Genomic DNA, 25,042 nt, shown 5'->3' on the forward strand with positions numbered 1-25,042 from the left:
GGCCCCCTGCCCCGCGACTGTCCTCAGCCCTCGGTCACGCGCGCCTGTTGGCGCTTGCGGTCCCGCAGGGCAAGCCAGACGGAGAGGCCGAGGAACGCGGTGGTCAGGACGTAGAGTGTTACCGAGATCGGGCTGGCCATCAGCACGCCCCAGTCGCCATCCGAGATCGACATGGCGCGGCGCAGGTTGCGCTCCATGTCGCCGCCCAGCAGCAGGCCCAGCACCAGCGGCACGAGGCTGACATCCAGCTTGCGCAGCAGGTAGCCCAGCACCCCGAAGATGATCATCAGCTCGAGGTCGAAGACCGAGTTCGAGATCGAGAACACGCCCACGAAGCTGACCGCTGCCACGATGGGCATCAGCGCCCATGTCGGCACCATCATCAACCGGCTGAACAGGCCGATCATCGGCAGGTTCAGGATCAAGAGTGCCACGTTGCCGAGATAGAGCGAAGCCACCAGCCCCCAGACCAGGTCCGGCTGCCGCTCAAACAGAAGCGGGCCGGGCTGCACGTTGAGCGAGATCAGCATGGCCAGCATCACCGCCGTCGTGCCCGAACCCGGCACGCCAAGCGACAGCATCGGGATCAGCGCCCCGCCCGAAGCGGCGTTGTTGCCGGCCTCGGGGGCGGCCACGCCGCGCGGGTCGCCCTTGCCGAAAGTCCCATGCTTGTCGCTGGCCTGCTTCTCCATGGAATAGGACATGACCGAGCCCAGCGAGGCCCCTGCCCCGGGCAGCACGCCCGCCACGAAGCCCACGACCGAACCGCGCAGCACCGCCCATCGCGTCTTCCAGATCTGCCGGAAATCGGGCAGCCAGCTGTCCAGCCCGATCGGTGCGGCGCGGTCCCGGGCGGCCTTCTCCAGCAGCATCAGGATTTCCGAGATCGCGAACAACCCGACCAGCGCCACGATCGCGTCGACCCCGTCATAGAGATGGTAGTTGTCGAACGTATAGCGCGGGATGCCCGAGATCGGGTCCAGCCCCGCGGTGGCGATCATCAGCCCGATCAGCGCCGAGAGCAGCGTCTTGCGCGGGTCCACCCCCGCGATGCCGCCGATGGTCACGAAGGCGAGGATGTAGAGGGCGAAGTAGTCCGCCGGCCCGAAATAGATCGCCATGCGCGCCAGCATCGGCGCAAAAAGCGTCAGGCCGATCACCGCCACGGTCGCTCCGAAGAAACTCGCCACGCCCGAGATGGCAAGCGCGTCGGCCGCCCTGCCCTGCTGCGCCATGGGATAGCCGTCCAGCGTCGTCATGACCGCCGGCTCGTCTCCGGGGATGTTCAGCAGGATGGACGAGATGCGCCCGCCATACATGCAGCCGAAATAGACCGCCGACAGCAGGATCAGGGACGAGGTCGCGTCAAAGCCGAAGGCAAAGGTCAGCGGGATGAGGATCGCCACGCCGTTCACCGGGCCCAACCCCGGCAGGGCGCCGATCAGCGTGCCGGAAAAGCAGCCCAGCAACAGAAGCGCGATGTTCAGCGGCGTCAGCGCGACGGCAAAGCCCTGGGCGAGCAGCGAGAATGTTTCCATGGTGGCGCGATGTCCTGCGTGTCAATTCGTGTCGCGTGTCGTGGCTCGCGCCGTCCGGCGCGGCATGGGTCCCGGCGAAGGCGGTTCTATCCGAACCAGCGCCCCAGCACCGCCAGCGGCAGCCCCAGAACCTGGTCGAACAGCGCCCACAGCCCGGGTGCCAGCACGGCGCCCAGGGCCACCGCCTTGAGCGGCGCACCGCCCAGCACGATGCCCAGCCCCGCGATCAGGCCGAAGGTCGCCAGCGGGAAGCCCAGCGGCAGCAGCAGCCAGGCATACCCGGCAAGGATCGCCAGCGCCGCCACCTGCCGCAGCATGTGATCGCGTGGCGGCCAGCTGACCTGCCCCGAGGGGAACACCACGAGCGAGGCGGCGAGGATCATCGCGGGGATGCCCACGATCATCGGGAAGACCGAGGGGCCCAGCACGTCGCCGAAGCTCGCCGTGTAGTCGCGCCCGTACCAGGTGTAGAGCGCCGCGATCATGAAGATCGCGACGCCGGCCAGCCTGACCGTCATTCAATCACGCCGATGTCGCGCGAGATATCGGCCATGACCTTTTCCTGTTCGCGGACATAGGCCTCGAAATCCGCGCCACCGCGCCAGATCGGCACCAGCCCGAATTCGACCGCCGCGGTCTGCCAGTTCTCCGAGTTGTAGAGCGTCTCGAGATCCGAGACCCACTGGTCATATTCCGCGTCCGAGACCTCACCCCCGGTATAGAGGCCGCGCCAGTTGTAGCCGGTCACGTCGATGCCCTGCGACTGCGCCGTGGGGATGTCGGGGAAGGCCGGGATCGGCTCATCCGACAGCGCGGCGAGGATGCGGATGTCGCCCGAGTCGACAAAGCCCGCGATCTCGCCCATGTCGGTCGAGACCACGTCGATCTGGCCGCCCATCATCTGCGTCACCGCGTCGGTGCCGCCGTCGAACTGCACCCAGCGCAGGTCGCCCAGCGTGTTGAGCCCGCCTTCGCGCGCGACCATCAACAGGCGGATATGGTCCCAGCCGCCCGCGCCGGAGGACCCGGCCGTGACGATGGAGCCGGGATCGTTGGCCATGATCTCGGTCAGCTCGTCCAGCGACTGGATCGGGCTGTCATCATCCACTGCGATCACGCCCACATCGGCACCGAGCATGGCAAGGTAGCGCACCGCGTCCACGGGCGCCGGGTAGCGGCCCTGCGCGATCTGGGTGATGCCCACGGTCGAGGTCGCCACGATCAGCTCGGGATCGTCAGGGCGCTCGTTCACGACCATGGCATAGGTCACCGCGCCGACACCGCCGGGCATGTTGGTGACCTGGACATTGCCGTCCACGAGGTCGAGCTCGGTCAGGATGCGCCCGATGGTGCGGCAGGTGAAATCCCAACCGCCGCCGGGGTTGGACGGCGCGATGCATTCTGCGGCCGAGGCCGGGGCGCCGGCCGACAGGCCGAGCGCCATGGCCATGCCGAAGACGGCCGAAGTGGGTGCAAGAATTTTCATGTGTACTCCTCCCTGAAGTGCGCTGCGAGGAGAAGACAAATGCGCCTGCTTTGCAAGGGTTGGGGCGGCAAAGGATATTTCAGATATCCAATATTCAACCTTTGGTTGTGTTTTGGCGATCGAAGTCGCCTGGTTTCGAAATAGCCTGATAAAAAATAATTTAAATTCAATGACTTGTCCGCGGGCAAGCGGTCCGCCACCATCTATCCCTGCCCATCCGACACATGATGGACAGCTCAGGCACGTCCCCCCTGCCCCGCCTCTGCCCTTGCAGACGGGCGCCGCAGCTTGCCATCTAGCAGGCACAGCCGTCACGGGACAGGCCCCGATTGCCGGCACACGACATTTGGAAAGGACCCGTACCCATGTCCAGCCCCCTGCCCGTGCCCGAGGGCACCCGGATCACCGTTTGCGAGGTCGGCCCTCGCGACGGCTTCCAGAACGAGAAGACCTTTATCCCGACGGCGAAGAAGATCGAGATCGCCAACGCGCTCTTCGCCAGTGGCGTGACGCATATGCAGGTCACCTCCTTCGTCAGCCCGCGGGCCGTGCCGCAGCTGGCCGATGCCGAAGAGGTGCTGGCCGGGATCGACCGGCCGGAAGGCGCCTGGATCACGGCCCTGGTGCCGAACCTGCGCGGCGCCGAGCGGGCGGCGCAATGTGCACTGGACGCGGTGCATACCGTGGTCTCGGCCTCGGAAACCCATAACCGCAAGAACGTGAACCGCCCCGTCGACCAGTCCCTTGCCGAGTTCGAGGCCGTGATCGACCGGCTGCACACCGCCGGGATCGCGGTCGAGGGAGGCATCGCCACTGCCTTTGGCTGTCCTTTCGAAGGCATCGTGCCGCCGGAACAGGTCGCCCGGATCGCCCGCCGCTACCAGGAGCTGGGCGCCGAAAGCGTCTCGCTGGGCGACACCACGGGCATGGCCACGCCCCTGACCGTGCGCGCCGCGATCCGCGCCATCCGCGAGGCGGCGCCCGGGCTCGACATCCACCTGCATTTCCACAACACGCGCGGTGTCGGGCTGGCCTGCGTCATGACAGGGCTGGCCGAAGGCGTGACCCATTTCGACGCCGCGGTGGGTGGTCTTGGCGGATGCCCCTTCGCCGCCGGTGCCACGGGCAATATCTGCACCGAGGATCTTGTCTACCTGCTGCAGGAGAGCGGCTATTCCACGGGGATCGAACTCGACCGTCTGATCGACGCGGCTCTTCTGACACAGGACACGATCGGCCACGCCCTGCCCGGCCAGGTCATCAAGGCCGGCCCGCGGTTGAAGCGCCATGACCCCGACCAGACGCTGACGGCAGCCGGATGACGGACCAATCCTCTCCCCCCTTGCCCCTCTCCGGTATCCGGGTCGTCGACCTGACGCGGATCCTGTCGGGGCCGTTCTGTTCCATGCTGCTGGGTGATCTCGGCGCCGATGTCATCAAGATCGAGTCGCCCGGCGGCGATCCGGTGCGCCAGCAAGGCCACAAGGTCAACGGCCTGTCCTGGTATTTCGCCGTCTTCAATCGCAACAAGAAATCGGTGGAGCTGAACCTGCGCAACCCCGAGGGCGTCGCGGTGCTGGAACGCCTGCTGGCCGATGCCGATATCCTGACCGAAAACTTCCGCCCCGGCGTGCTCGACAAGATGGGCCTGACCGAGGCGCGCCTGCGCGAGATCAATCCCGACCTGATCGTGGTCAGCGTCAACGGCTATGGCAGCACTGGCCCCTATGTCGACCGCCCGGCCTTCGACTTCATCGCCCAGGCCATGTCCGGTTTCATGGCGACGAATGGCACCCCGGCGACCGGTCCGCTGCGCACCGCGCCGCCGATCACCGATCTCGTGGCGGGGCTCTACGCCGCGCTCGGCGCTGTCGCGGCCTTGCGGGGACGCGACGCAGGTTGCGGGGCGCAGCGGGTTGAAAGCTCGATGATGATGTCGATGCTGTCCATGATGGCCTACCTGTCGTCCAACGCGCTGGCCACCAGGCGCGATCCCGTGCCCACGGGCAATGACCATCCGATCGCGTCGCCCTACGGCTTGTTCCGCGCCGCCGATGGCGACATCGCGGTGGCCCCCTCGACCGAGATCATCGTGCGGCGTTTCCTGGGCGAACTCGGGCTGGATCATCTTCTGTCGGACCCGCGGTTCGAGACCAACGAAATGCGGCTGAGGCATCGCGAGGTCCTGAACCATCTGATCAACGAGGCGTTGGCGAGTGATACTCAGGATAACTGGATCGCGCGTCTGAACCAAGCGGGCGTGCCGTCGGGCCGCGTGCAATCGATGACCGAGGCTCTGGCCGACCCGCAGGTCGCCGCGCAGCAGATGGTCTTGCAGGTCCCGCACGAAGGTCGGGGGACGGTGGCGATGACGGGCTTTCCCATCAAGCTGTCCGAGACGCCCTTGCAGGTCCGTCATCCGACGCCGGAACTTGGCGCGGACAGCAAGGCGGTTCTGCGCACAGCGGGGCTGAGCGAGGCCGAGATCGACAGGTTGATCGAGACAGGGGTTCTTGGGACGGGCGAGGACGCACCGTCGTGAAGGGCCTTTCGGCCTCGGTGCTTGGTCGGAAGAGGGTCTGCCTTTGCCCGCGGTGCACCACGCATCTCACGAGATCCGGGGCTCAGTCGCTGTCCCGGACTCACTCCAATCCCGAACGATCGACAGGAGGTAGGCTGTCGGGTTCCGGATCTCGGTAACGCGTTCGGTGATCGCGTTCAGGACATCTCCCACACCGACCCATCCAAGATGCGCGGCGGCCTCACCAAGTGCTTCCGGTCGTATTCTCAGCATTTCTGCGAGAGTGCAGACGATGTCCCGCAGATCAGCCATGGTCTGCGGTGGGATTGGAAACATGCTCTGGATCTCGGACCAGGCCTGCCAAGCGACGTTGAGGGTCGGTCCTTTCTTTTTCTTATCAATTTTTTTCGACTCACTGTGCCGGTAAATCTGACCGTCTCTGCCGGGCGAGTCGCATGGTTCATCCACAATCTTGTCCGAGGTCAGGCTGCCCGCGTGCGCGTCAGCACTGGGCGCGACGTCTTCCTCGATCCTCGACAGTTCCGCGCGTAGACCATCAAGATCCTCGGGGCTCAGCTTGCGACGCAGAACCTTGGACAGGGTGTCAAGCCAGTCCTTAGCGGTCGCGCAGAGAGACTGGGCCCGGTCGAGAAGCTGGCGGCGACGGGCGAAAAGCTCGGCGCGGGCGGCGCGCACACGATCTGCGGCGTCGCGTTCTGTCTCGGCGCGACGCTGCAGGGCAGGGGCCATGGCCAGCCCGGGTGCGAGGTCGAGCCCGTAGGCCGAGACGATGCGCCCGCCCTGCCGAACCGGAAACCGCTTGCCCGTGGCACTGTCTCGCCGTGCGATCAGCCCGGCCGAAACAAGCCGGCGGAAGGCGTGGCGCAGCACCCTGTCATCCATCCCGCCGGCACGTTTCGCAATGGCCGCGTTCGAGGCAAAGATGATTGTCAGCGTGTCGGGCGTGACCGGCCCCTCGCGACCCGAAGCTGACCGCACGGGCAGGAACGACAGCAGCGCGCGCAACACGGCGATGTCGTTGGTGGTCAGCTTCAGGATCCGCCGCAGCTCGACCACGAGGTCGAGGAAGGCCCAGCGATCGATCGGCGCAAAGGCGATGCGTTCGGTGGGGCAGGGGGCCTCCCCGGGGCGCTCTTCGGCACAGCTCGACTGTGCCGCGACACGCAGTGCCGCAGTTCTGGTGTGTTCCATGTCCGTTTCAGACCGGCACAAGATACCCGTTCACCGAAGTTCGGTGTTGTTCCTGATTCTCTTTTGGGGTATCCAGAAGTTGCTACACGACTTGGAGACCCTTCGGGACCACCGGTTTCGGAGGGTTTCTTTTTGCCTGGTGCTGCCTCCTTCTACTGTTCCTCGGTTCCGTCGTCTTGCCCACCGGACAAGTGCTGCAAAATCAGGGCTTTATGGTTCTTGTTGCTCTGATCCTACCATTTGCCCAGCGGGCAAATTCAATAATTTCAATAACTTGCGGGGGTCACTCATCGGGCTTGCCCGCGTTGCCTGCCCATTCCTCGTAAAGTGCCTCGATCCGCTCATCGAGCCACGGCAGAAACCCACGCGCGCGGCGATCACGGACCTGCACGGTCAGGCGCCTCTCATCGACGGCCAGCGCCACGCGTTTGCTGCCGATCTCGCGTTGGGTGCGGGCCGGTGTCTTTGGCGGCTTGGCCCGCGGGCGTGTGCCGTCCAGCACCTCCACGAGGCGGGCCAGGCGGGTGTCGCTGTCCTGGTCGAGGTCGACCATCGCGCCCACCTCGGAGGGGTGCGGCGCATGCGGGCTCGAGAGCAGCCCGCCCAGCTTCAGCCACGGCCGGCGCCCCGACTTGTGCGCCGGCCCGATCGTCTGGATCACGTCCTCGGGCACGTCGCGGATCACCGCGCGCATCCGGCTGAGCGCCGAGGTGTCGACATTCAGCGTCTCGCAGATGTCGCCCGTGTCATAGCCGGCCGCCTCCAGTTGCGCCGCGAAACGGGCCCGCTCGATGAAGCTGTTCTCGAGACGGGCGGCATTCTCCAGCCCTTGCGCGACCAGCGCTTGCCGGTCGTCGAAATCGGCCACATGGGCACGCACGGCAATGCCGAGTTCGCGGCAGGCGGCGATCCTGCGGCGGCCGTAGATCACCTCGAACTGCTTGCCCACGGGTGCGTCCGCGGGGGCCTTGCGCAGCAGGACCGGCAATTGCTGGCCCGACCGCCGGATCGAGGCGATCAGGTCGGCCAGCCCTTCCCGAACGTTCAGCCGGTCGGCGAAGCGTGAGTCCATGATTTCGTCCGGCAGGATCTCGCGCGGGGCCGAGGCGCCGAGTTTTCGGATGCTTTCGGCCACGGCCGAGACCGCGGGGGCCGCGCTGGCCGGGGCAGGGGGCTCGGGCGGATGCGCGTCCTGCGCGGCGCGGCGTTCCTCCAGCGCCCGGAGACTTCCGGCGAGCTTGTCGCGTCTCATGGCGTCCTCCCCCATGCGGCCTGGATGCGGCGTTCGACATCGTTGCAGACCCCGATCGCGGACTGGATCGCCCGTTCGTAGGTGCGGCGCGTGCCGGGCGTGATCTCGGCCTCGAAGACGGTGCGCTGGCCCAGCCCGGCATCCGAGATTGCCGAGGATTTCAGGAAGGGCGTTTCCAGCACCTGCTCCTTGAACAACTCGCGCAGATACTCGGCCAGGTCCTGCTGGGCGCTGATCGCCGTGTCGAACCGGGTCAGCAGGAACAGGAAATTGTCGTAATCCGTGATGCCGCCGCTGTCCGACAGCACCTCGACCAGCCCGGCGGCCATGCGCAGGAACTGGGCCGCGCTGGCGATGTCGATCCGGTCCGGGATCACCGTCATCAGCAGTGAGGTCGAGGCGCAGACCGCCGAAAGCGTGACATAGCCAAGCTGCGGCGGGCAGTCGATCAGGACGATATCGTAATCTGCCTCGACATCGTCGATCGCGCTGGCGATGCGCTGGAAGAACACGGGCTGTTCGACCCGGCTGAGCGCTGTCGGCGTCTCGTGCTCGAACTCCGAGAGCATGATGCCGCCCGGCACGATGTCGAGATTGTGGAAATAGCTCTTGCGCACGACCTCTGACAGGCGCCGCGGGCCCTCGCCGGTCTCGGCGTTGCGGTAGCGGATCGCATCATAGAGCGTGCCGCCCTCGAAGAAGTCGATCTCGGGCTGGTAGCCGAAGAAGGTGGTCAGCGAGGCCTGCGGGTCGGCATCGATGCACAGCACCCGGTAGCCGCGCAGCGCCAGCCGTTGCGCCAGCGTGATCGTGGTGGTGGTTTTCGCGCTGCCGCCCTTGAAGTTGACCGTGGACCAGACCTGCAGCTTGTCGCCCGGCTTGCGCCCCGGCAGCATGTGATGCGGGTTCTTGGAACCCTTGGCCAGACGCTGCCGCAGATCCCAGATCTGGGCCGCGGTATAGCGCCGGCGGTTGCCGGGCCCGGGCGGCGTGTCGGGAATGCGCCCTTCGTGCCGCGCCTTGCGCAGGTAGCTTTCCGAGACGCCCAGCAACTCGGTCACCTCGGTAGAGCTGAAATCGCGCAGGGTCTTCGTGTCCTCGGGCGCGAAGAAGGATTTGGACATCTCGGTCAGCGCAAATGTCAGATCATCCGCGTTCCGGGTCAGCGTGTCATGTAACGCCTTGTTCATGGTGCCTGCTTCGTTCTTGCGTTATCTTGCACCGGTCCCCGCGTTCCATCTGCGCCGATGGTCGTAACGCTGCCTCAGGGGTTCCGGCATTCTTTGCGTTACGAATAAACGATAAAGCGTTCTGCTTACAAGAATTTTCCACAACAGATGTTGTGGCAGGGACGGCCCGGCGTCACCAGCCCGATGGGGCCACGGTGCCCTTTGGCCGTTCAGGTGTCTGAAATGGATGAAGAAAACTCGGGCCGAGATATCCACAGGGGTCGGTACGGGTTTTCCGACGTGTGCCGTGTCAGGGCGTTACGCTGCCTCGTAACGACATTGCAGGGGAGGGGGCGTGCCGTTTGGGCGAATCGAGGAACGGGCGAGGCCGGTGTTTCAGAACCCGGTCACGAGCAGGTCCACCGCGGCCACGATGCGGTCGCGCAACGTCTCGGCCGAGCCCACCACGGGGCCGAGTCCACTGCCCGGCAGGGCGACCAGCTGCGACATCAGGATGACATGGGGCGTGCCGTCCACCGTAACGGGCAGGTGCAGCCTCGGCACCTGCGGGCCCCACGCGGCCTGCGGCAGGACGGGGGCGCAGAGGATGTAGGGTGTCTCGATTCCGAGATCGGTCTGTACGCGGCAGACAAGGTCCATCCCGTCCCGGGTCCGGTGGATGGCGCCCTGGCTCACCCCGCGGCGCCGGGGCGGCGGAAACGGGCGAGGGTCGGGCCGTTCTCCTGCAGGTGCCGCGCCTCGGCATCGAGCCCGGCCCGGGCGGCGTTGATCCATTCGGCGCGCTCACGCTCGGCCTGCGCACGGGCAAGCCCTTCGTCGATGCAGGTCCGCACGAACTCGGCCGCCGACACGCCGCGCAGACGCGCCTCGGCCTCGATCGCGGATTTCCGATCCTCGCCGATATCGCGGATGTTGAGGGCAGCTGGCATGTCTCGGGCTCCCGGCGTCGTGGCTGAGCTACACATATTGCATCACATCGAGCCGGGCAAGCGCGGAGGTGGATCCGTCATGGACCAAGCAGGCACTGGGATGCCGGTCTTCAGATTGGTCTGGACAATTTCGCCCTTCGTGCCTATTGGTTGGTCCAATAATGCGCGATTGAACGCACACACCCAGGGAGGATCCAGAATGTTGCAGATTTCCAGAAAAATTGCGGCCATTGGCGCGCTTGGCGCCTTGGTGCTGGCCATGCCGGTTGGACCAATCGGGGTGCAGAAAGCCGCGGCGCAGGACTTCCCGGAAAAGCCCATCGAGGTGATCGTGCCGTTCAAGCCCGGCGGTCGGACCGATACGGTGGCCCGTCTGATCGGCGAGAAGATCCAGAGCGAGGGTCTGCTGAACCAGCCCATGGCCGTGGTCAATGCGGATGGCGGGGCGGGGGCCAATGCCGTCAACCGGATGCGCCGCGGGGACGAGGACGGCCATACGATCATGCATTGGCACCACCAGGCCCTGATCGCCATGGCGATGGAGCTGGGGGATTTCGACCTCGAGGACTTCAAGTCCATCGGCTATACCGGCGGTGGCAGCCCGGTTTGGGTGGTGCGCGAGGACAGCGAGTTCGACACGCTCGATGACCTGATCGCCCATCTCAAACAGAACCCGCGCGGGCTGGTCGAGGCCGTGGGGATCGGCACGATCCCGCATTTCGTCGGGTCGATGCTGGCCAACGAGGCCGGTTTCGAGACCCGCTACGTCACCGCCAACTCGGGCGCCGACCGGCTGCGGCTGGTCCTGGGCGGCAATGCCGATATCGCGCTCTTCGCGGCCTCGGAATACATCGCCCAGGGCGAAGGGCTGAAGGCGCTGGTCTATTTCGGGCGCGACCGCCTGCCCGACCTGCCCGACGTGCCCACCGCGATGGAGCTGGGCTACGACGTCAGCTGGGCCAATCCGAACTGGTGGCTGGCGCCGGCCTCGACGCCGGATGAGACCGTGGCCGCCCTTGGCGCGGCGCTGGAAGCGGCGATCGGTGATCCCGACATCGTCGAGTATTTCCGCAACAACACGCTTCAGCCCTACTGGACGCCGGGGGACGAGGCGATGGCCGATGCGCAGAAGCAACTCGAGGCCCTGCAGGCCGTGGCCGCGACGATCAACTGATCCCCGTGTCGGCGGGTCTTTGCGGCCCGCCGGTCCGACCATCCACGAGGGGGGCAGCCGCCATGCGCGACGTCATCCGGCAGAACATCGCAGATATCGTCCTGGCCGCGCTGGTGGCCGGCGGGGCGGCGCTGCTCTTCATCGGGGCGGCCGACCTGCCGCCGCCGCGGTTCGAGCCGCTGGGCTCTGCGGCGCTGCCGCGCATCCTGGGTGCGCTGCTGATCTTCTTTGCCGTGCTCCTGCTGATCCGCGCGGCGCTCCGGATCCGGGCCGGCCACCGGCGCGACGAGGCGGCCTCGGGTGCCGATCCGCGCCGAAGCGCGCTGGTCTTCGCCAGCCTCGTGCTCTATGTCGCCGCGCTCGATTTCGGGCGGGTGCCCTTCGTGCCGGCGACCACCGTCTTCGTCACGCTGACCGGGCTGGCCATCGGGGCGCGCACATGGATCAACGCGCTGGTCTTTGCCGGGCTCGGGCTGGTGCTGTCGCTGGCGATCTCGCTGATCCTCGAACGTTTTCTCTACATCTCGATCGGCTGAGCGATGCTGGACGCCTTTTCCCTTCTTTTCGAGTGGCAGAACCTGCTGTTCCTGTTCATCGGCACGGCGCTTGGCATCGTGGTGGGCGCGATCCCGGGGCTGACCGCCTCGATGCTGATCGCGCTGACCCTGCCGCTGACCTTCCACATGGACCCGGTCAGCGCGGTGACCCTGCTCATCGGCGAATATGTGGGCGGGATCTCGGGCGGGCTGATCACGGCGATCCTGCTGCGCATGCCGGGCACGCCGGCCTCGATCGTGACCACCTTCGATGGCTACCCGATGGCCCGGCAGGGCCTGGCCGAGCGGGCGCTGGCGCTTGGCATCATGGCCTCGGTCGTCGGCGGCATCATCTCGTGGGGGTTCCTGGCCGGCATGTCGCCGACCCTTGCGCGCTTTGCCCTGCAATTCGGCCCGTGGGAATATTTCACGCTGGTCCTGATGGCGCTGGTGATGCTGGCGGTGCTCAGTCAGGGTTCGATGATCAAGGGGTTGCTGGCCGCGGCGCTGGGGATGGCCTTTGCCCTGCCGGGGATCGACAGCTCGATCGGGCAGGCGCGGCTCACCTTCGGCTCCAGCGCCCTGCTGGCGGGGTTCGGACTGCTGCCGGTGCTGATCGGCGCCTTTGCCATCAGCCAGATCCTGCGCGATGCGGCCACGCCCCGGCAGGAGGCGCGGCTGGACATGCCGACAAGCAAGCTGCCCATCTACGCGCGCGACATGCGCTACGCGCCCAAGCTGCTGCGCGGCTCGGTCATCGGCACGTGGATCGGGCTGCTGCCCGGGATCGGCGCCAATATCGCGGCGCTGGTCAGCTACTCGACCGAAAAGCAGCTCTCATCCGAGCCCGAGAAATTCGGCACCGGGCACGAGCCGGGCGTGGTCGCCGCCGAGAGCGCCAACAATGCCTCGATCGGCGGCGCGCTGATCCCGCTGATCACCATGGGCATTCCCGGCTCGGTCACCGAGGCGATCCTGATCGGCGCGCTGACCATCCACAACCTGCAGCCCGGACCGCTGCTGTTCCAGAACGCCCCCGAGATCGCCTATGGCATCATCGCCGCCTACCTGGTGGCCAACGTGCTGATGCTGATGCTGATGTGGGGCGCGGTGCGCTACATCGCGCGGATCGTCCAGCTGCCGCGCTCGGGGCTGATGGCGGTGATCCTCGTCTTCTGCGTCACCGGCTCTTACGCGATCAATTCCAGCTTCACCGATGTCTGGGTGATGATCGCCTTCGGGGTGGTCGGCCTGGGGCTGGAATATTGCCGCGTGCCGCTGGGCCCCTTCGTCATCGGCTTCGTGCTGTCGCCGATCGCCGAAGAGCAGCTGCGCGCCGCGCTGATGATGTCTGACGGCAACCTGCTGGAGATCTTCGGTCGGCCCTATGCGCTGGTCTTCCTTGTGCTCGCCGTGGCAACCGTGGCCTGGCCCGCCATCGCCGTGCGCCTGGGCGCCCGGGCGCGGGCGGACAAGGCGGAGGATCCCTCATGAACTTTCTCAACCTGCCCACGGGCAGCCGGCGCTATCTCGAGATCGCCCGCCGCCTCGCCGCCGAGATCGAGCGGGGCGTCTATGCCGCCGGTGAACGCCTGCCACCCGAGCGCGAGCTGGCGCAGCTTCTGGATGTCAGCCGGACCACGGTGCGCGAGGCGCTGCTGGCGCTGGAGATCATGCAGATGATCGACATCCGCGTCGGCTCGGGCGTCTTCGTGCGCGACGAGGCCTCGCGCGGGCCGGCGCCGCTCTATGAACCCGATGCCGCGCCCCCCTCGGCGGTGCTGGCCGCGCGCCGGCTGATCGAGGGCGAGACCGCGTCACTGGCCGCCGCCCACGCGACGCCCGAGCAGATCGCCCTGATGGCGCGCACCAATGACGAGCTTGCCGCCAATATCGACAACGTGGCCGCTTTCGATGCCGCGGATGCCCGCTTCCACGACCTGATCGCCCAGGCGGCCGGCAACGACGTGCTCGCGGGGTTCGTGGGCACGCTCTGGCGGATGCGCGAAAGCGAGATGTGGACATTCTGGTACGATCAGACCCGGCATCCCGACAACCGCCGCCGCTCGGCCGAGGATCACCGCGCGATCCTGCGTGCGATCGAACGCGGCGCCCCCGATATTGCCCGCACCGCGATGCAGAGCCATCTCGACGTGCTGGCGGACCGTTTCTACACACTCAAGCTTTGAAGGCCCGTCATGACCGCACAGAAGCCCGATATCGTCTTCATCATCACCGACCAGCAGCGCTATGACACGATTGCCGCGCTGGGGGCGTCGCACATGGACACGCCCAATATCGACCGTCTGGTGAAGACCGGTGTCAGCTTCGAGCAGTGCCACGTCACCGCGCCCTCCTGCGTGCCCTGCCGCGCCTCGCTGTTTACCGGCTACTACCCGCACACCAACGGGGTGCTGGCCAACGGCCAACCCTGGAGCCGCACTTGGGTCAGCGATCTGGCCAGGGCTGGTTATCACTGCGTCAATATCGGCAAGATGCACACCATCCCCTATGACGCGAAGGCGGGCTTCCATGAGCGTTATGTGGTCGAGAACAAGGACCGCTACCTTGAAGGGCGCTGGTTCTTCGATGAATGGGACAAGGCGCTGGCCTCGCACGGGCTGAAGAAGCAGCAACGCGAGACCTATCGCGCGCGCCCGGATTACAAGGACCGGCTGGGCGCCTTTACTTGGGATCTGCCGGCCGCCCTGCAATCGGACAATTTCATCGGCGAGACGGCGAAATGGTGGCTTGAGACCAAGCCGGTCGAGAAGCCGCTCTTTCTGACGATCGGCTTTCCCGGGCCGCACCCGCCCTATGATCCGACGCCGGAGATGGCCGAGAAATACATGGCCCGCGATGTGCCGGTGCCCGATGTCTCGGACGAGGAACTGGCCGCGCTGGCCGGGCCGTGGATCGCCAAGCGGGAACATGATGTCGAGGTCGATCATGACAGCGTGGCATGGAAGCTGGACCCGACGCCGGAAGAGCTCAGGCGGATGCGGGCCTATTACTACGCCAACATGGAGATGATCGACACGCAGGTGGGCCGGATTCTCGACGCGCTCGAGGCGCGCGGGAACATGGAGAACACCATCGTCATCTTCACCTCGGACCATGGCGACAACCTGGGCGATCACGGGCTGAGCCAGAAATGGGCGCCTTACGAAGAGGTCACGCGCGTGCCGATGATCGTCTCGGCGCCGGGTCGCTTTGCCGGGGGGCGCACGGTTTCCGAGATGGTCCAGCTGTTCGACCTCGGGCCCACCATCCTGGAATGGGCGGGCGTGGCGCCCGATCCCAGCTTCGAGGCGATCTCGCTCAACCCCGCGCTGGAGGGCGCGCCCTTCGCCGGCCGCGACCACGTGTTCTGCGAGCAGGCGGGGGACGTGAACATGACCGGGGCCAGCTACCTGACCATGGTGCGCTCGGCGACCCACAAGCTGGTGCATTTCCGCGGCTCCGAGGAAGGCCAGCTCTTCGACCTCGTGGCCGATCCCGGCGAGCGGGTGAACCTCTGGGACGATCCCGAGCAGGCAGGCGTGAAACAGGCCTTGCTGGGCACGCTTCTCGACTTCCATATCGAGAGCACGGTCCGCACCCGCAACGCCCGCCACCTCATCGTCTCGCCGCCGGGCGAGGAGGTATGGCAGTAGGCGCGGTCCGCCCCCACCGGTCTGCCTGTCGCCCCGCCCGGTCAGGACCTTCGCATGGTCGGGCAGGGGAGCCACAGGATCAGCGCGGCGCGTTGGAACAGCCCTGCTGGAACCCGGTGTCGCAATGCGCTTTCAGCCGCGCCGTGTCCGCGGGCGACCAGTCCCGGGGGGCCGTGACCTCGACCCAGGGCCCGATATAGTCCCGCGCATAATAGGCGTGCCCGAAGCCCGGCGGCGCGCCGAAGGACAGCGCCATGTCGAGCGCCAGCTGGAACTGGGTGACGACGGGCACGAAGACGAAATGCTCGGTCATGTCCGCAGCCGGCGGGTCCTGCATCCAAGGCGGCGCGCGCCAGAGCGAGCGGGGGTCGTAGAACACCACCGGGTCGCTTGCGTATTGGAGGAAGACGATGCGCATCTCGCCCCAGGGTGCGCCTTCGGAGGCATCGGCCGTGTGCGAGGCATAGCGGATCAGCGACCCGTCCCCGACCTCGGGCAAGACCCAGGGAGAGCCGGGGTTGCGATGCTCCTGCACGTAGTTCCAGAAGGCCGAGGGGAAGGGCGGCCCGGCCCAGAAGGCGCCGTCGATCGGATCGTCGAGCAATCGGAACAGGTTCGTGGCATACATCGAGGACCAGGCGCCAAGGCTCAGCCCGTGGACATAAAGGCGCGGGCGCGCATCGGCGGGCAGCGTCTTCCAGTAGCCATGTACCACGTCCTGCAGCGCGGTCGCCTGCTCCAGCCCGGTCGAGGTCTCTAGGATCAGGGCCAGCGGCGATTGCAGGTAGGAATACTGGGCGGCCACCGTGGCGATATCGCCGCCATGCATGTACTCGACCGGGTCGTGAGAGCCGGGATCCATCCACCCGGTGCCCGTGGGGCTGGCCAGGATCAGCACCTCGCGCTCGAACGCGCCCTGCCGGATCAGCTCGGCCAGCGCCAGCTCGGCCCGCGCCTCGGGGGTCGGGCCGTTTGCGCGCCCGACATAGACGCGAATGGGGTCTCGCGCCGGGCGCCCGGTGAAGGCCGCGATGTCCTGCGCCGTCGGGCCGGAGGTGACGAAGTCGCGCCCCGGCTTGCCCATCGAGGCCCAGTCGATCAGCGAGGCCGCGCTGCCGGTCATGCGCGGATCCTCGGGCGGGGGCGGGGCGTTCTCGAACAGCTCCTGCGCCGCCTCGTAGCTTTCGTCGAGCCCCGTCACCACCCGGTCGACGATCCCGTCGCGCGTCGTCACGAACAGGATCAGCGCGACCGCGACGACCCCCAGCACATTGGCGCGGCGCGGCGGCATGATCCGGTAGAACCGCGCCCGGATCAACCGGAACAGCGCCGCCACGAGGCGCCCCAGCGCATAGGCGATGGCAAAGGTCGCAAAGGCGAGCAGCAGGATCGTGGCCAGCCCCAGCGCATCGGCCTCTGCCATGCCCATCTTGGCGCGGATGTCGTTCTGCCATGTCAGGCTTGAGGCGAGAACCCAGAGAAACACCGCGACCAGCGGCACGGCGACCACGCCTGTCAGCACGTGCGCTGGCCGTCCAGAGAGGCGCGGCAGGTCGGCGGCCCGCCAGAGCAGCGCCACGATCTGGCCGATCAGGTAGCCGATCGCCATCACCAGCCCGCCGAGGATGCCCTGCACCGACGGCCCGCGGGGGATGAGCGAGGGCGTCAGCGAGGCCGCGAAGAACAGAAGGCCCAGCAACAGGCAGGGGACGGACACGGGTCCGATCAGTCTGGCAAGGCGCCGAAATTCCATGTCTCCTCCGGTCAATGAGGCTGCGCGATACGCCGGCAAAGCCTGTCATGGCGGCAGCGGGTTGGCCAAGTCGCGAACGCCGCGGGGCTTTCACTTTCTTGTCGGTTGCGTGGAAACCGCTGTCCGTGCTGCACTCGTTTGAAGGGCGGTGTGGTTCCGTGCCTTGTGGATGGCCGAGTGTGGAGAGGAAGAGGATGCGCAGTCCCGGAACCGTCGTGATGCGGCTCGCCGTCGCGCTCCTCGGCGTCTCTGCCGTGATCTGCGCGGCCCCCGTGCCGTCCTCGGCGCAGACGGAGGTCAAGACCGTGGAATTTCCCTTTGTGACCTTGCGCAACCGGACCGGCTCGGACGACCCTGCGGAATACTACGGCGGGGCGCGCAGCGATCTGAAAGCGGGCCGCTGTCGCGTCGAGGAGCTTGACCTCGGGGTGCTCGCGCCCCTGGCCGATGTGGCGCCGAATTTCCTGCGTGAAGAGCTGTTGCAGGTCGTGGAGGTGCAGGAGGCTGCGCCGGCTGAAATCCTCGACAGGTTGCAGCAGACGGCCGGCGGGCGGGGGCCGGCGCTGTATGTGCATGGCTATTACATCGACTTCGGCAAGGGCTGCCGCCGGGCCGCGCTGCTGCAGCAGAATGCCGATCTTGCCGAGCGGTTCTTGTGGTTCAGCTGGCCGTCCGATGGTGCCGCGGCCTACTACACCCATGACGAGGCGGATCTTTACTGGAGCCTGCCGGATCTGGCGCAGATGATCCTGAAGCTCGAGCGGCGCTTCGGGCCGGGGAAGGTGGACGTGATCGGGCACAGCCTTGGCGCGCGCGGTGTCATGCTGGCGCTGGCCGAGGTGGCCAACCGGCATCCCGACACGCGGCTGGGCCATGTGGTGCTGCTGGCGCCGGACGTGGATTTCGCGATCTTCGAGCGCATCCTGCCGCGGATCCGTCCGATCGCGCAAAGCCTGACCGTCTATGTCACCTCCGGCGACAGGCCGCTGGCGCTGTCGGCGCAGCTGCACGGCTATCCGCGGCTGGGCGAGGCGGGCAACGATGTCTCGCGGCTTGCCGGGGTCGAGGTGATCGACCTCAGCGCCCTGCCCAGCGAGGGGCCGACGGGGCATCTCTATCACATCTACAGCCCCGCTGTAGGTGCGGACTTGCAGCAGCTGCTGAACCGGGATCTGCCGGCCGCGGCGCGCAGCGGCACGGTGCAGCAGGGCGACACGCTGTGGCATCTGGGGGCGGGAGAGTAAGCGGCGCACGCGATCAATGGATGAGATATTTCACGATCGACAACAGCCCCCCGATCCCGCCGACAAACAGCGCCCCGAGGAGCGCCGGGACAACGCGGTGGTCCAGAACCCACCCCGCCCGGGCCCCCAGCACGGCCAGCAGGGCGACACAGTGCAGCTGTGACGCCACCAGCGCGGTCTGCGGGCCGATCCACCCGGCCCAGGCCGCCAAGAACAGCGCCGTCGGCACATTGGCCACCGCGAGCGTCGGCGTGCTGTGGGCCCACGCCGCGCGCCAGCCCTGCCGGGTCAGGCGTTCGGTGGTCTCGAGCGCGTGGCCGAGGAACTCGGCAAAGGCCTTGGCCAGCGTGATGGCCAGCACCGACCCGAACAGCACCACCGCCGTCTCCTGGGGCGGCGCCGGGTGGCTGCCTTGCGCCAGAAGGATGGCCAGAACCATGATCGCGCCGTAGATGATGCCGAAGGCGGCCTTGTCCAGCCGCCCCCAGCCCCGCGCCGCGTCGGCGCCGCGACCGCTCATCGCGCCATCAGGAACTCCGCCACCGCCTGGTAGGCCGGCAGCGAGGTCGGGTCGATGAAGCCGTTCTGCGCCCGCGGGTAGGAGGCCAGTCGCACCAGCACCATCTCGGCCGTCGGGTCGACATAGATCGTCTGCCCGTGCACGCCGCGGGCCGCATAGGCGCCGTGATCGTTGTGCGTGACCCACCATTGGCTGGTATAGCTGCCGGCGCCGAAGGTTGGGAATCCGTCGCCGAATTTCGACCGGTCGCCGCCGGCGGCGATGTTCCGGGCGACCTCGGCGGGGAACAGGCGGGTGCCGTTCAGCTCGCCCTCGTTCAGCATCAGCTGGCCCAGCCGGCCCAGATCGCGCAGCCCCGCGGTGATGCCGCCGCCTGCGAAGGGCACGCCCTTGCCGTCGACCGTCTGGTAGGCGGCCTGCTCCACCCCCATCGGGCGCCAGAGCCGGTCCGAGGCCAGCTCGGTTACCGCCTTGCCGGAGACGCGGCTGATGATCCAGCCCAGCATGTCCGAGTTGATGGTCTTGTAGTGGAATGTGTCGCCGTGAGTGCCCTCGGGCGCCACCTGCTGAAGATATTCCCAGTAGCCGTCGGGGCCGTCATAGCCTTCGGGCTTGGGCAAGGGGCTGGCGGCGCGGGAATAGAGCCAGATATCGGCATTCGGATCGGAATAATCCTCGGAGTATTTCACGCCCGTGGTCATGTCCATCACCTGCCGGACCGTGGCGGTGGCGAAGGCGCTGTCGCCGATCTCGGGGATCACGTCGCGCACCAGCGCCGTGTCGTCCAGCGTGCCCTCGACCACCATGATCTCGGCCAGAAGCCCGGTGAAGGACTTGGTCATCGACATGATGGCGTGCTTGCCGTCCTCTTCGAGACAGCCGAAATAGCGTTCGTAGACGACCTGCCCCCTGTGCAGGATCAGCATGCCGTCGGTGTAGTTGGCGAAGAGCGACTCCTCCCACGTCATCGCCTCGTCGCTGTTCTGCGGCGTGAAGGTGACGGCGTCGATCTGTTGGCGCAGGTCGGCGAACTCGGCCGGCGCCACGTAATCGAGCGGGATGGGCGCGCCGAGTCCGCGGCTGATTTCCTCGGTCGGCAGGAACTCCCGCAGGTGGCAGAACGACCAGCGCAGCCGCGGAAAGCTGAAATAGACGCTGTCGGGCTGGGTGATCATCCTGTCCGGCGGCGGCGGGAACCCCTGCATCCACCCCATGACATTGGGGTCGGAGTCCTCGGCCGACAACGGGGCGGTTTGCGCCAGCGCGGTCGAGCCGGACGCAAGCGTCACGGCGAGGGCCAGCGCCGATGCGGCGCGCCTAGTAATTGACGACGACATTGATGAATCCTCCTGTCCACGGGGCAGCGCTGCCGCTGACCACATTGTCGATCGCGGCCCCCGGGAAGGAGGCCGAGACACCGGCTGTCAGAAACGTGTTGCGATTGATGATGCGGCTGTATTCGACGAACAGGTCATCGGCCAGGTGCGCCTCGGTGACGCCGGAGACCACGTTCCCGTTCACGTTGACCCGGGTCGCCTGGCCGAACTGGACGGGGCTGTTCAGCTCGTTTGCCCGGATATGGGCATAGCGCAGCGTCCATGTGTCCTGCCGCGTGGGCTTGACCTGTACGGCCAGCGACAGCGCGTTCACGTTCGAATTGATGAAGGTCGAGGCGGATTTCGACCCCGTCGCCCAGGCGCTGGGGCTGCCCTGGTAGTAGAGCGGGTCGAACCGTTCCAGCGTCGTGGTGTCGGGATCGTCGCCCGAGAAGGTCTGGTAGCCCAGCGTCACGTTCGGGCGCCACGGCAGGCCTGCGAAGGTGTAGCCCGCCGTCACCCGCCCGGCCCAGGCCCTCAGGTCGATCCGGTCGTTCCTCTGCAGGGCGACCTCGCCGGTAAAGACCCAGTTCTCCAGCGCACCGTCGAACGAAGGCGTTCGGCCATACAGCCCAAGCGTGCGCGTGCCCTCCCGCGCGCCCGGGGTCACCGTCGGCGCGCCGACGCCGCCGGGGGCCGCCTGCGGGTAGGGCGAGTTGGAGCGGAGCACGTCCACATAGGTCATGCCCAGATAGCCGCCCCCGCGGTCGTCATACCGCAGGTCGATACCCGCCAGCGCGTTCTCGCCATCGGTCGAGGGCAACTCGTTCGGATCGAGATAGAACACCGTCCCCGTCACGTTCGCATAGGAGAGCCGCCCGATCGCGGCCCGTTCCCATGCCTTGCGCGGGCCGAATTTCAGCGCGCCGCGCTCGAACCCGCTGGTCGCGCCATTGGCGATCAGCATGCCCGTGCCCAGCGTCAGCTCGCGCCGACCCAGCGACAGGTCATAGGACAGGCCCGATCCCAGCCGGCCCCGGAGGCCCAGATAGGCCTCTTCCAGCGTCGAGGCACCGGTATCGCCCGTGTCGAACGCGTCCGTGCCCAGGGTGTAGGACGAGACGGCGGACAGCTTGCCGTAAAACTCGGACCCGGCATCAAGCTGGTAGACGAAGCTGAGACCGGGCTTGATATAGGCTTCCAGCCAGTTCGTGTCGGGATCAAAGCCGCTGCCCGGGTTGGTCGTCGCCGCGAGGTCCCAGAACAGGTTGCGCTCGGCCACAACGTTCAGGCCGAATTGCAGGTGTCCGCGCACGGTCAGCCCGCCCTGCTGGTGGAACAGCATCGGATCGCGCTCCTGCGCCTGTGCCGGCATCGCGCCCCAGCAGGCCAGAAGCATGGCACAGGCTGCCAACCGCTTGCGGTCACGGCCAGATCCCTGCGCGGCAACATCCTGTCCCGGGCCGGTGGATTGGCGGGTGCGCCGCGCTTGACGAAGGGAAGTTTCGAATTGCATCATCTGGGCCTAATATTATTTCGTTTGAAACTAGCAGGATTTCGGTGGCCGGAAAGGCGCGCCTCGCCCAGATTGGGCGAAATTGAACAGGAGATTTCATGCCGATGCGAAATACTCGGCAGGGCGCCTTTATCCGGGATCATTTCCAGACGATCTGGCCCGCGCATCTCGAGGGGTTCACCCACCTGCTCGTGCAGCTGCGCGCGCGCTTCGACGGGGACCTCGACCTTGTTCTGGTCCTTGCGGTGATCGCGAGCCGCACGCAGAGCGCGCAGTGGGCCCCGCAGCTGGCCGAGCTCGACCGCCTCACCCACGGGGAGGAGGACGACACGCCCCTGCCGATCAACATCCAGTCGGTCGCCGATTATTCCGGCATCCCGCGCGAGACGGTCCGGCGGAAAGTGGCCCTACTGCAGGAAAAAGGATGGGTGGCGCGCCGCCCCGGTGGCCGCCTTTCGGTGACACGGGACGCGGCCACCGACCTGCAGGACGGGACCGGCGACACGATTGCCTATCTCGCCGCGCTGCTGAAGGTCGTGGAGGCGGCACAGGGCAAGGCACCGGAATCCGGACCACGCCACGAACCCCCCGGTCGCTGAGCGTATGGGGGCGCGGCCTCCGGGCTAGGACCCACCCGGCGGCCGGGCAAGGAAGGACCGGATTGCGCTCAGCGTCGCCTCGGGCCGGTCCCAGGTGGTATCATGCCCTGCGCCCTCGATCACTTCCATTCGCGCATCCGGGAAGAGTCCGATGTGCCGGGCCTGAAGCGGCGCGCCGGTCCAGTCATTGCAGCCTCCGGCGACGATCAGGACGGGGCCGGAGAAGGTCAAGCCCGGTGCCATGGCGTCAAGCACGGTCGAGGGATCGCACCAGAACGCATCGCTCGCCCGGCTGCCGAAGCGCCAGGCGGGGGCGTCATAGGCACGACCGCGGCAGTGATAGGGGTTGGCCGGGTGGTTGGCGAAGGCATGGATGACGGTCCCGACGATGCTGTCCCGCGCCGCATCGGCATCGCCTGTCACGCCGCGGGCACGGAACCCCGCCAGCAGCCCGGCCCAGAGCACGCGCGGGCTGCGCGACAGCCTGGCGCGCCGGCTCTCGAAGGCGGCAAGACCGGCTGCGTCAAGGAAGCCGGGCTCGATCAGCACGGCCTGCGATACGGCCTCAGGACGATGCCCCAGATAGGCCGTCGCCAGCATCGCACCCCATGAATGGCCGACCAGCACGACAGGGCCGCCGCCATGCGCCGCGATCAGCGCATCGAGATCGGCAAGGTGGTCTTGCATGCCCAGGCGGTCTTCCGTGACCCTCTCCGACAGGCCTGCCCCGCGCTGGTCGTAGAACAGGACGCGGTAAATGTCGCTCAGCCCCTCCAGAGCCCGCAGCGAACGATGATCGCCCCCCGGCCCGCCATGCAGGACGATGACCAGCGGCGCGCCATCGGCTCCGGCGATGCGCCCGTGCAACCGGACACCGTCTCCGGCAAGACGCGGCAAGCTGGGGTCGTCGATCACCGTGGCCGGGACCTGCGGCGGCCCCCGCGTGATCCAGAGCAGCAGGACGAGCAGACCGAGCAGCGTGGCAAGCAGGGCAAGCATGGGGGGCAGCATAGGGGTTGTCCTTGCGTCATGTCCTGGGACATTCTGCACGCGCCGCTTGGGCAAGGGCATGACCGGGCGCATCATGATCTTGACCCAAAGGGACTGCCGCATGTCCGACCAGACCATGGCCGCCGGTTTCGCGACCGCGTTCCTTGACTACGCGGTAGCCGAAGGGGCGCCGCGGGACGGTCTGCTCGCGGCCTCAAAGCTCAGCCCGGGCGATCTGGCCGACCAGGACACCCGCATCCCGATCGCCGCCTACCAGGCGCTGATCGGCGCGGCGATCGAGGCGACAGGCGACACCTCGCTGCTGCTGCGCCACGTGCTCGAGACGCGGCTCGAGACGATGTCGATCGTGGGCCAGATCGTGCATGCCTCGACCTCCTTCCCGCACAGCCTGGGCCAGCTGAACCGCTACGCGCGGCTGATGGCCGATGTGCCGATCCCCGGCGGGCGGGAGCGGTTCGACCTCACGCGCGAGGGCGAGGCGGTCTGGCTGGTCGATCACCGCCCCTGCGACGGCAGCTGGATGGCGACCGAGGCGGGCTTTGCGCGCTTCATCTCGGAATTCCGCCGCTCTGCGCCGGAGCACCCGTTCGAGCAGGCGCTGGAAGTGACCTACGCCCCGCCACCGCACGCGAACCGCTACCCCGATCTCTTCCGGGTGCCGGTGACGTTCCGCGCGCCGCGCAACGCGCTGCGCATCAACCCGGTCTGGCTCGACGCGGCCTTCGATGGCGGCAAGGACTATGTCTTCGGCATCTTCACGCGCCATGCCGATGCGCTGCTGGCGGATCTTGCCACGCGCGACACGGTGCGGGCCGCGGTCGAGACCCGGATGCTGGCCGACCTGCACGAAGGCACGCTATCGATGGACCGCATCGCCCGCGATCTCGGGATGAGCCGTCAGACGCTCTACCGGCGGCTCAAGGACGAGGGCGTGACCTTTGCACAGGTCCATGACGATCTGCGCCGGCGGATGGCGATGGACTACCTCGGCGCGCGCAAGGTCTCGGTCGGAGAGACGGCCTACCTGCTGGGCTTTTCCGAGGCCTCGGCTTTCGTGCGCGCCTTCCGCCGCTGGACCGGGGTCAGCCCGACCGCGTGGCGCGCCGATTGATGTCCAGGGTCAACCCGTTGAGCGCTCCGGTCATGCCGCGGTGCCGCATGTCAGCGTAGAGACGCCTTCGACATCACCACTCGTCGAAGGAGACATGACATGAAACCGATGCTGATGACCCCGCTTGCCCTGGCCGCCCTGCTTGGGGCCTGTGCCCATTCCGGCGCAGATGTGAACCCGATCCTCGATGGCGCCCCGACCGCGCAGTTCCAGAGCGACCTTGCCGCCTGCCGGGGTCTTGCCCGCAACCAGTCGCAGCTCGACCGCCAGACCATGGCGGCCGCGGCGCTTGGCGCCGGGATCGGCGGCGTGCTGGGCGAGGTCGATGACGAGGGCGACGCGCTGGAAGGCGCCGTTGTCGGCGCGCTGGCCGGGGCCGCCGCCGGCGCGTCCGAGGCCAGCGAGACCCGCAAGACCATCGTGCTGAACTGCCTGCGCGGCCGCGGCCACGCGGTGGTGAACTGAGGGAGGGCGCCAT

General features: G+C 67.2%; 25 protein-coding genes. 11 read left to right on the forward strand and 14 right to left on the reverse strand.

What is annotated here, in order from left to right:
• Positions 1-23 precede the first annotated feature (23 nt).
• The 3 genes from AVJ23_RS10125 to AVJ23_RS10135 all read right to left on the reverse strand — a co-directional run bounded on the left by AVJ23_RS10125 (position 24) and on the right by AVJ23_RS10135 (position 3,024).
• Positions 24-1,538, reverse strand: coding sequence for a tripartite tricarboxylate transporter permease (locus tag AVJ23_RS10125; protein ID WP_058862073.1), 1,515 nt, complete (start codon positions 1,536-1,538; stop codon positions 24-26).
• 86 nt (positions 1,539-1,624) lie between these two features.
• Complete coding sequence (locus tag AVJ23_RS10130) at positions 1,625-2,056, reverse strand: tripartite tricarboxylate transporter TctB family protein (protein WP_084794448.1); 432 nt, start codon at positions 2,054-2,056, stop codon at positions 1,625-1,627.
• Positions 2,053-3,024, reverse strand: a complete 972-nt coding sequence (locus AVJ23_RS10135; RefSeq protein WP_058862074.1) for a Bug family tripartite tricarboxylate transporter substrate binding protein — start codon at positions 3,022-3,024, stop codon at positions 2,053-2,055. Before AVJ23_RS10135 ends, AVJ23_RS10130 begins: the two co-directional genes overlap by 4 nt.
• 365 nt (positions 3,025-3,389) lie before the next feature.
• Between AVJ23_RS10135 and AVJ23_RS10140 the strand changes: the two genes are divergently transcribed.
• Both AVJ23_RS10140 and AVJ23_RS10145 read left to right on the forward strand, forming a co-directional pair.
• Positions 3,390-4,346: a hydroxymethylglutaryl-CoA lyase gene (locus AVJ23_RS10140; protein ID WP_058862075.1), complete on the forward strand. Its 957-nt coding sequence runs from the start codon at positions 3,390-3,392 to the stop codon at positions 4,344-4,346.
• 20 nt (positions 4,347-4,366) lie between these two features.
• On the forward strand, positions 4,367-5,566 hold the full coding sequence (locus tag AVJ23_RS10145) for a CaiB/BaiF CoA transferase family protein (RefSeq protein ID WP_240484595.1): 1,200 nt from the start codon (positions 4,367-4,369) through the stop codon (positions 5,564-5,566).
• Between the two features lie 66 nt (positions 5,567-5,632).
• Here AVJ23_RS10145 and AVJ23_RS10150 read toward each other — a convergent pair whose 3' ends face one another.
• The 6 genes from AVJ23_RS10150 to AVJ23_RS22820 all read right to left on the reverse strand — a co-directional run bounded on the left by AVJ23_RS10150 (position 5,633) and on the right by AVJ23_RS22820 (position 10,389).
• Positions 5,633-6,757 (reverse strand): helix-turn-helix domain-containing protein, encoded by a 1,125-nt coding sequence (locus AVJ23_RS10150; RefSeq protein WP_058862077.1) that lies wholly within the window; start codon positions 6,755-6,757, stop codon positions 5,633-5,635.
• A 283-nt stretch (positions 6,758-7,040) separates the two neighbouring features.
• Complete coding sequence (repB, locus tag AVJ23_RS10155) at positions 7,041-8,009, reverse strand: plasmid partitioning protein RepB (protein WP_058862078.1); 969 nt, start codon at positions 8,007-8,009, stop codon at positions 7,041-7,043.
• On the reverse strand, positions 8,006-9,199 hold the full coding sequence (gene repA, locus AVJ23_RS10160) for a plasmid partitioning protein RepA (RefSeq protein ID WP_058862079.1): 1,194 nt from the start codon (positions 9,197-9,199) through the stop codon (positions 8,006-8,008). The genes repB and repA overlap by 4 nt, the downstream gene beginning before the upstream one ends.
• A 375-nt stretch (positions 9,200-9,574) precedes the next feature.
• A complete protein-coding gene (locus AVJ23_RS10165; RefSeq protein ID WP_058862080.1) occupies positions 9,575-9,874 on the reverse strand; it encodes a CcdB family protein in 300 nt (99 codons plus the stop codon).
• Positions 9,871-10,128, reverse strand: a complete 258-nt coding sequence (locus AVJ23_RS10170; RefSeq protein WP_058862081.1) for a hypothetical protein — start codon at positions 10,126-10,128, stop codon at positions 9,871-9,873. Before AVJ23_RS10170 ends, AVJ23_RS10165 begins: the two co-directional genes overlap by 4 nt.
• A gap of 42 nt (positions 10,129-10,170) precedes the next feature.
• Positions 10,171-10,389, reverse strand: a complete 219-nt coding sequence (locus AVJ23_RS22820; protein WP_157772655.1) for a hypothetical protein — start codon at positions 10,387-10,389, stop codon at positions 10,171-10,173.
• Between AVJ23_RS22820 and AVJ23_RS10175 the strand changes: the two genes are divergently transcribed.
• From AVJ23_RS10175 to AVJ23_RS10195, 5 genes are all read left to right on the forward strand, one after another.
• Positions 10,388-11,302, forward strand: coding sequence for a Bug family tripartite tricarboxylate transporter substrate binding protein (locus AVJ23_RS10175; protein ID WP_157772656.1), 915 nt, complete (start codon positions 10,388-10,390; stop codon positions 11,300-11,302). The genes AVJ23_RS22820 and AVJ23_RS10175 overlap by 2 nt on opposite strands.
• A gap of 62 nt (positions 11,303-11,364) precedes the next feature.
• Positions 11,365-11,838, forward strand: a complete 474-nt coding sequence (locus tag AVJ23_RS10180; RefSeq protein ID WP_058862083.1) for a tripartite tricarboxylate transporter TctB family protein — start codon at positions 11,365-11,367, stop codon at positions 11,836-11,838.
• A 3-nt stretch (positions 11,839-11,841) separates the two neighbouring features.
• Positions 11,842-13,332, forward strand: coding sequence for a tripartite tricarboxylate transporter permease (locus AVJ23_RS10185; RefSeq protein WP_058862084.1), 1,491 nt, complete (start codon positions 11,842-11,844; stop codon positions 13,330-13,332).
• The gene (locus tag AVJ23_RS10190; protein WP_058862085.1) at positions 13,329-14,027 is read left to right on the forward strand and encodes a FadR/GntR family transcriptional regulator; all 699 of its coding nucleotides are present in this window, start codon (positions 13,329-13,331) and stop codon (positions 14,025-14,027) included. Before AVJ23_RS10185 ends, AVJ23_RS10190 begins: the two co-directional genes overlap by 4 nt.
• A 9-nt stretch (positions 14,028-14,036) precedes the next feature.
• On the forward strand, positions 14,037-15,494 hold the full coding sequence (locus AVJ23_RS10195; RefSeq protein WP_058862086.1) for a sulfatase family protein: 1,458 nt from the start codon (positions 14,037-14,039) through the stop codon (positions 15,492-15,494).
• A gap of 79 nt (positions 15,495-15,573) precedes the next feature.
• Here the strand turns inward: AVJ23_RS10195 and AVJ23_RS10200 are convergent, their stop codons facing one another.
• Positions 15,574-17,211 (reverse strand): alpha/beta hydrolase, encoded by a 1,638-nt coding sequence (locus tag AVJ23_RS10200; protein WP_240484597.1) that lies wholly within the window; start codon positions 17,209-17,211, stop codon positions 15,574-15,576.
• A 230-nt stretch (positions 17,212-17,441) separates the two neighbouring features.
• Between AVJ23_RS10200 and AVJ23_RS10205 the strand changes: the two genes are divergently transcribed.
• Positions 17,442-18,491, forward strand: a complete 1,050-nt coding sequence (locus AVJ23_RS10205; RefSeq protein WP_099045492.1) for an alpha/beta hydrolase — start codon at positions 17,442-17,444, stop codon at positions 18,489-18,491.
• Positions 18,492-18,504: 13 nt separating this feature from the next.
• Here the strand turns inward: AVJ23_RS10205 and AVJ23_RS10210 are convergent, their stop codons facing one another.
• Genes AVJ23_RS10210 through AVJ23_RS10220 form a run of 3 tightly spaced genes read right to left on the reverse strand, consistent with a single transcriptional unit; the run spans position 18,505 to position 21,726 of the window.
• Positions 18,505-19,011: a hypothetical protein gene (locus AVJ23_RS10210; protein ID WP_058862089.1), complete on the reverse strand. Its 507-nt coding sequence runs from the start codon at positions 19,009-19,011 to the stop codon at positions 18,505-18,507.
• Positions 19,008-20,300 carry a serine hydrolase domain-containing protein gene (locus AVJ23_RS10215; RefSeq protein WP_240484598.1) on the reverse strand — a complete coding sequence of 431 codons (1,293 nt, stop codon included), beginning with the start codon at positions 20,298-20,300 and terminating at the stop codon, positions 19,008-19,010. The genes AVJ23_RS10210 and AVJ23_RS10215 overlap by 4 nt, the downstream gene beginning before the upstream one ends.
• A 28-nt stretch (positions 20,301-20,328) precedes the next feature.
• Positions 20,329-21,726, reverse strand: a complete 1,398-nt coding sequence (locus AVJ23_RS10220; protein WP_058862091.1) for an alginate export family protein — start codon at positions 21,724-21,726, stop codon at positions 20,329-20,331.
• A gap of 215 nt (positions 21,727-21,941) precedes the next feature.
• On the opposite strand from AVJ23_RS10220, the gene AVJ23_RS10225 reads away from it, so the two are divergent.
• Positions 21,942-22,442 (forward strand): helix-turn-helix domain-containing protein, encoded by a 501-nt coding sequence (locus tag AVJ23_RS10225; protein ID WP_058862092.1) that lies wholly within the window; start codon positions 21,942-21,944, stop codon positions 22,440-22,442.
• A gap of 24 nt (positions 22,443-22,466) precedes the next feature.
• On the opposite strand, the gene AVJ23_RS10230 is transcribed toward AVJ23_RS10225, so the two are convergent.
• Positions 22,467-23,441 carry an alpha/beta fold hydrolase gene (locus AVJ23_RS10230; protein WP_157772657.1) on the reverse strand — a complete coding sequence of 325 codons (975 nt, stop codon included), beginning with the start codon at positions 23,439-23,441 and terminating at the stop codon, positions 22,467-22,469.
• Positions 23,442-23,553: 112 nt separating this feature from the next.
• Between AVJ23_RS10230 and AVJ23_RS10235 the strand changes: the two genes are divergently transcribed.
• Both AVJ23_RS10235 and AVJ23_RS10240 read left to right on the forward strand, forming a co-directional pair.
• The gene (locus tag AVJ23_RS10235) at positions 23,554-24,564 is read left to right on the forward strand and encodes an AraC family transcriptional regulator (protein WP_058862094.1); all 1,011 of its coding nucleotides are present in this window, start codon (positions 23,554-23,556) and stop codon (positions 24,562-24,564) included.
• Positions 24,565-24,663: 99 nt separating this feature from the next.
• A complete protein-coding gene (locus AVJ23_RS10240) occupies positions 24,664-25,029 on the forward strand; it encodes a glycine zipper family protein (protein WP_058862095.1) in 366 nt (121 codons plus the stop codon).
• Positions 25,030-25,042 lie beyond the last annotated feature (13 nt).

The organism is Pseudoponticoccus marisrubri, assembly GCF_001482405.1.
Taxonomy (GTDB): Bacteria; Pseudomonadota; Alphaproteobacteria; order Rhodobacterales; family Rhodobacteraceae; genus Pseudoponticoccus; species Pseudoponticoccus marisrubri.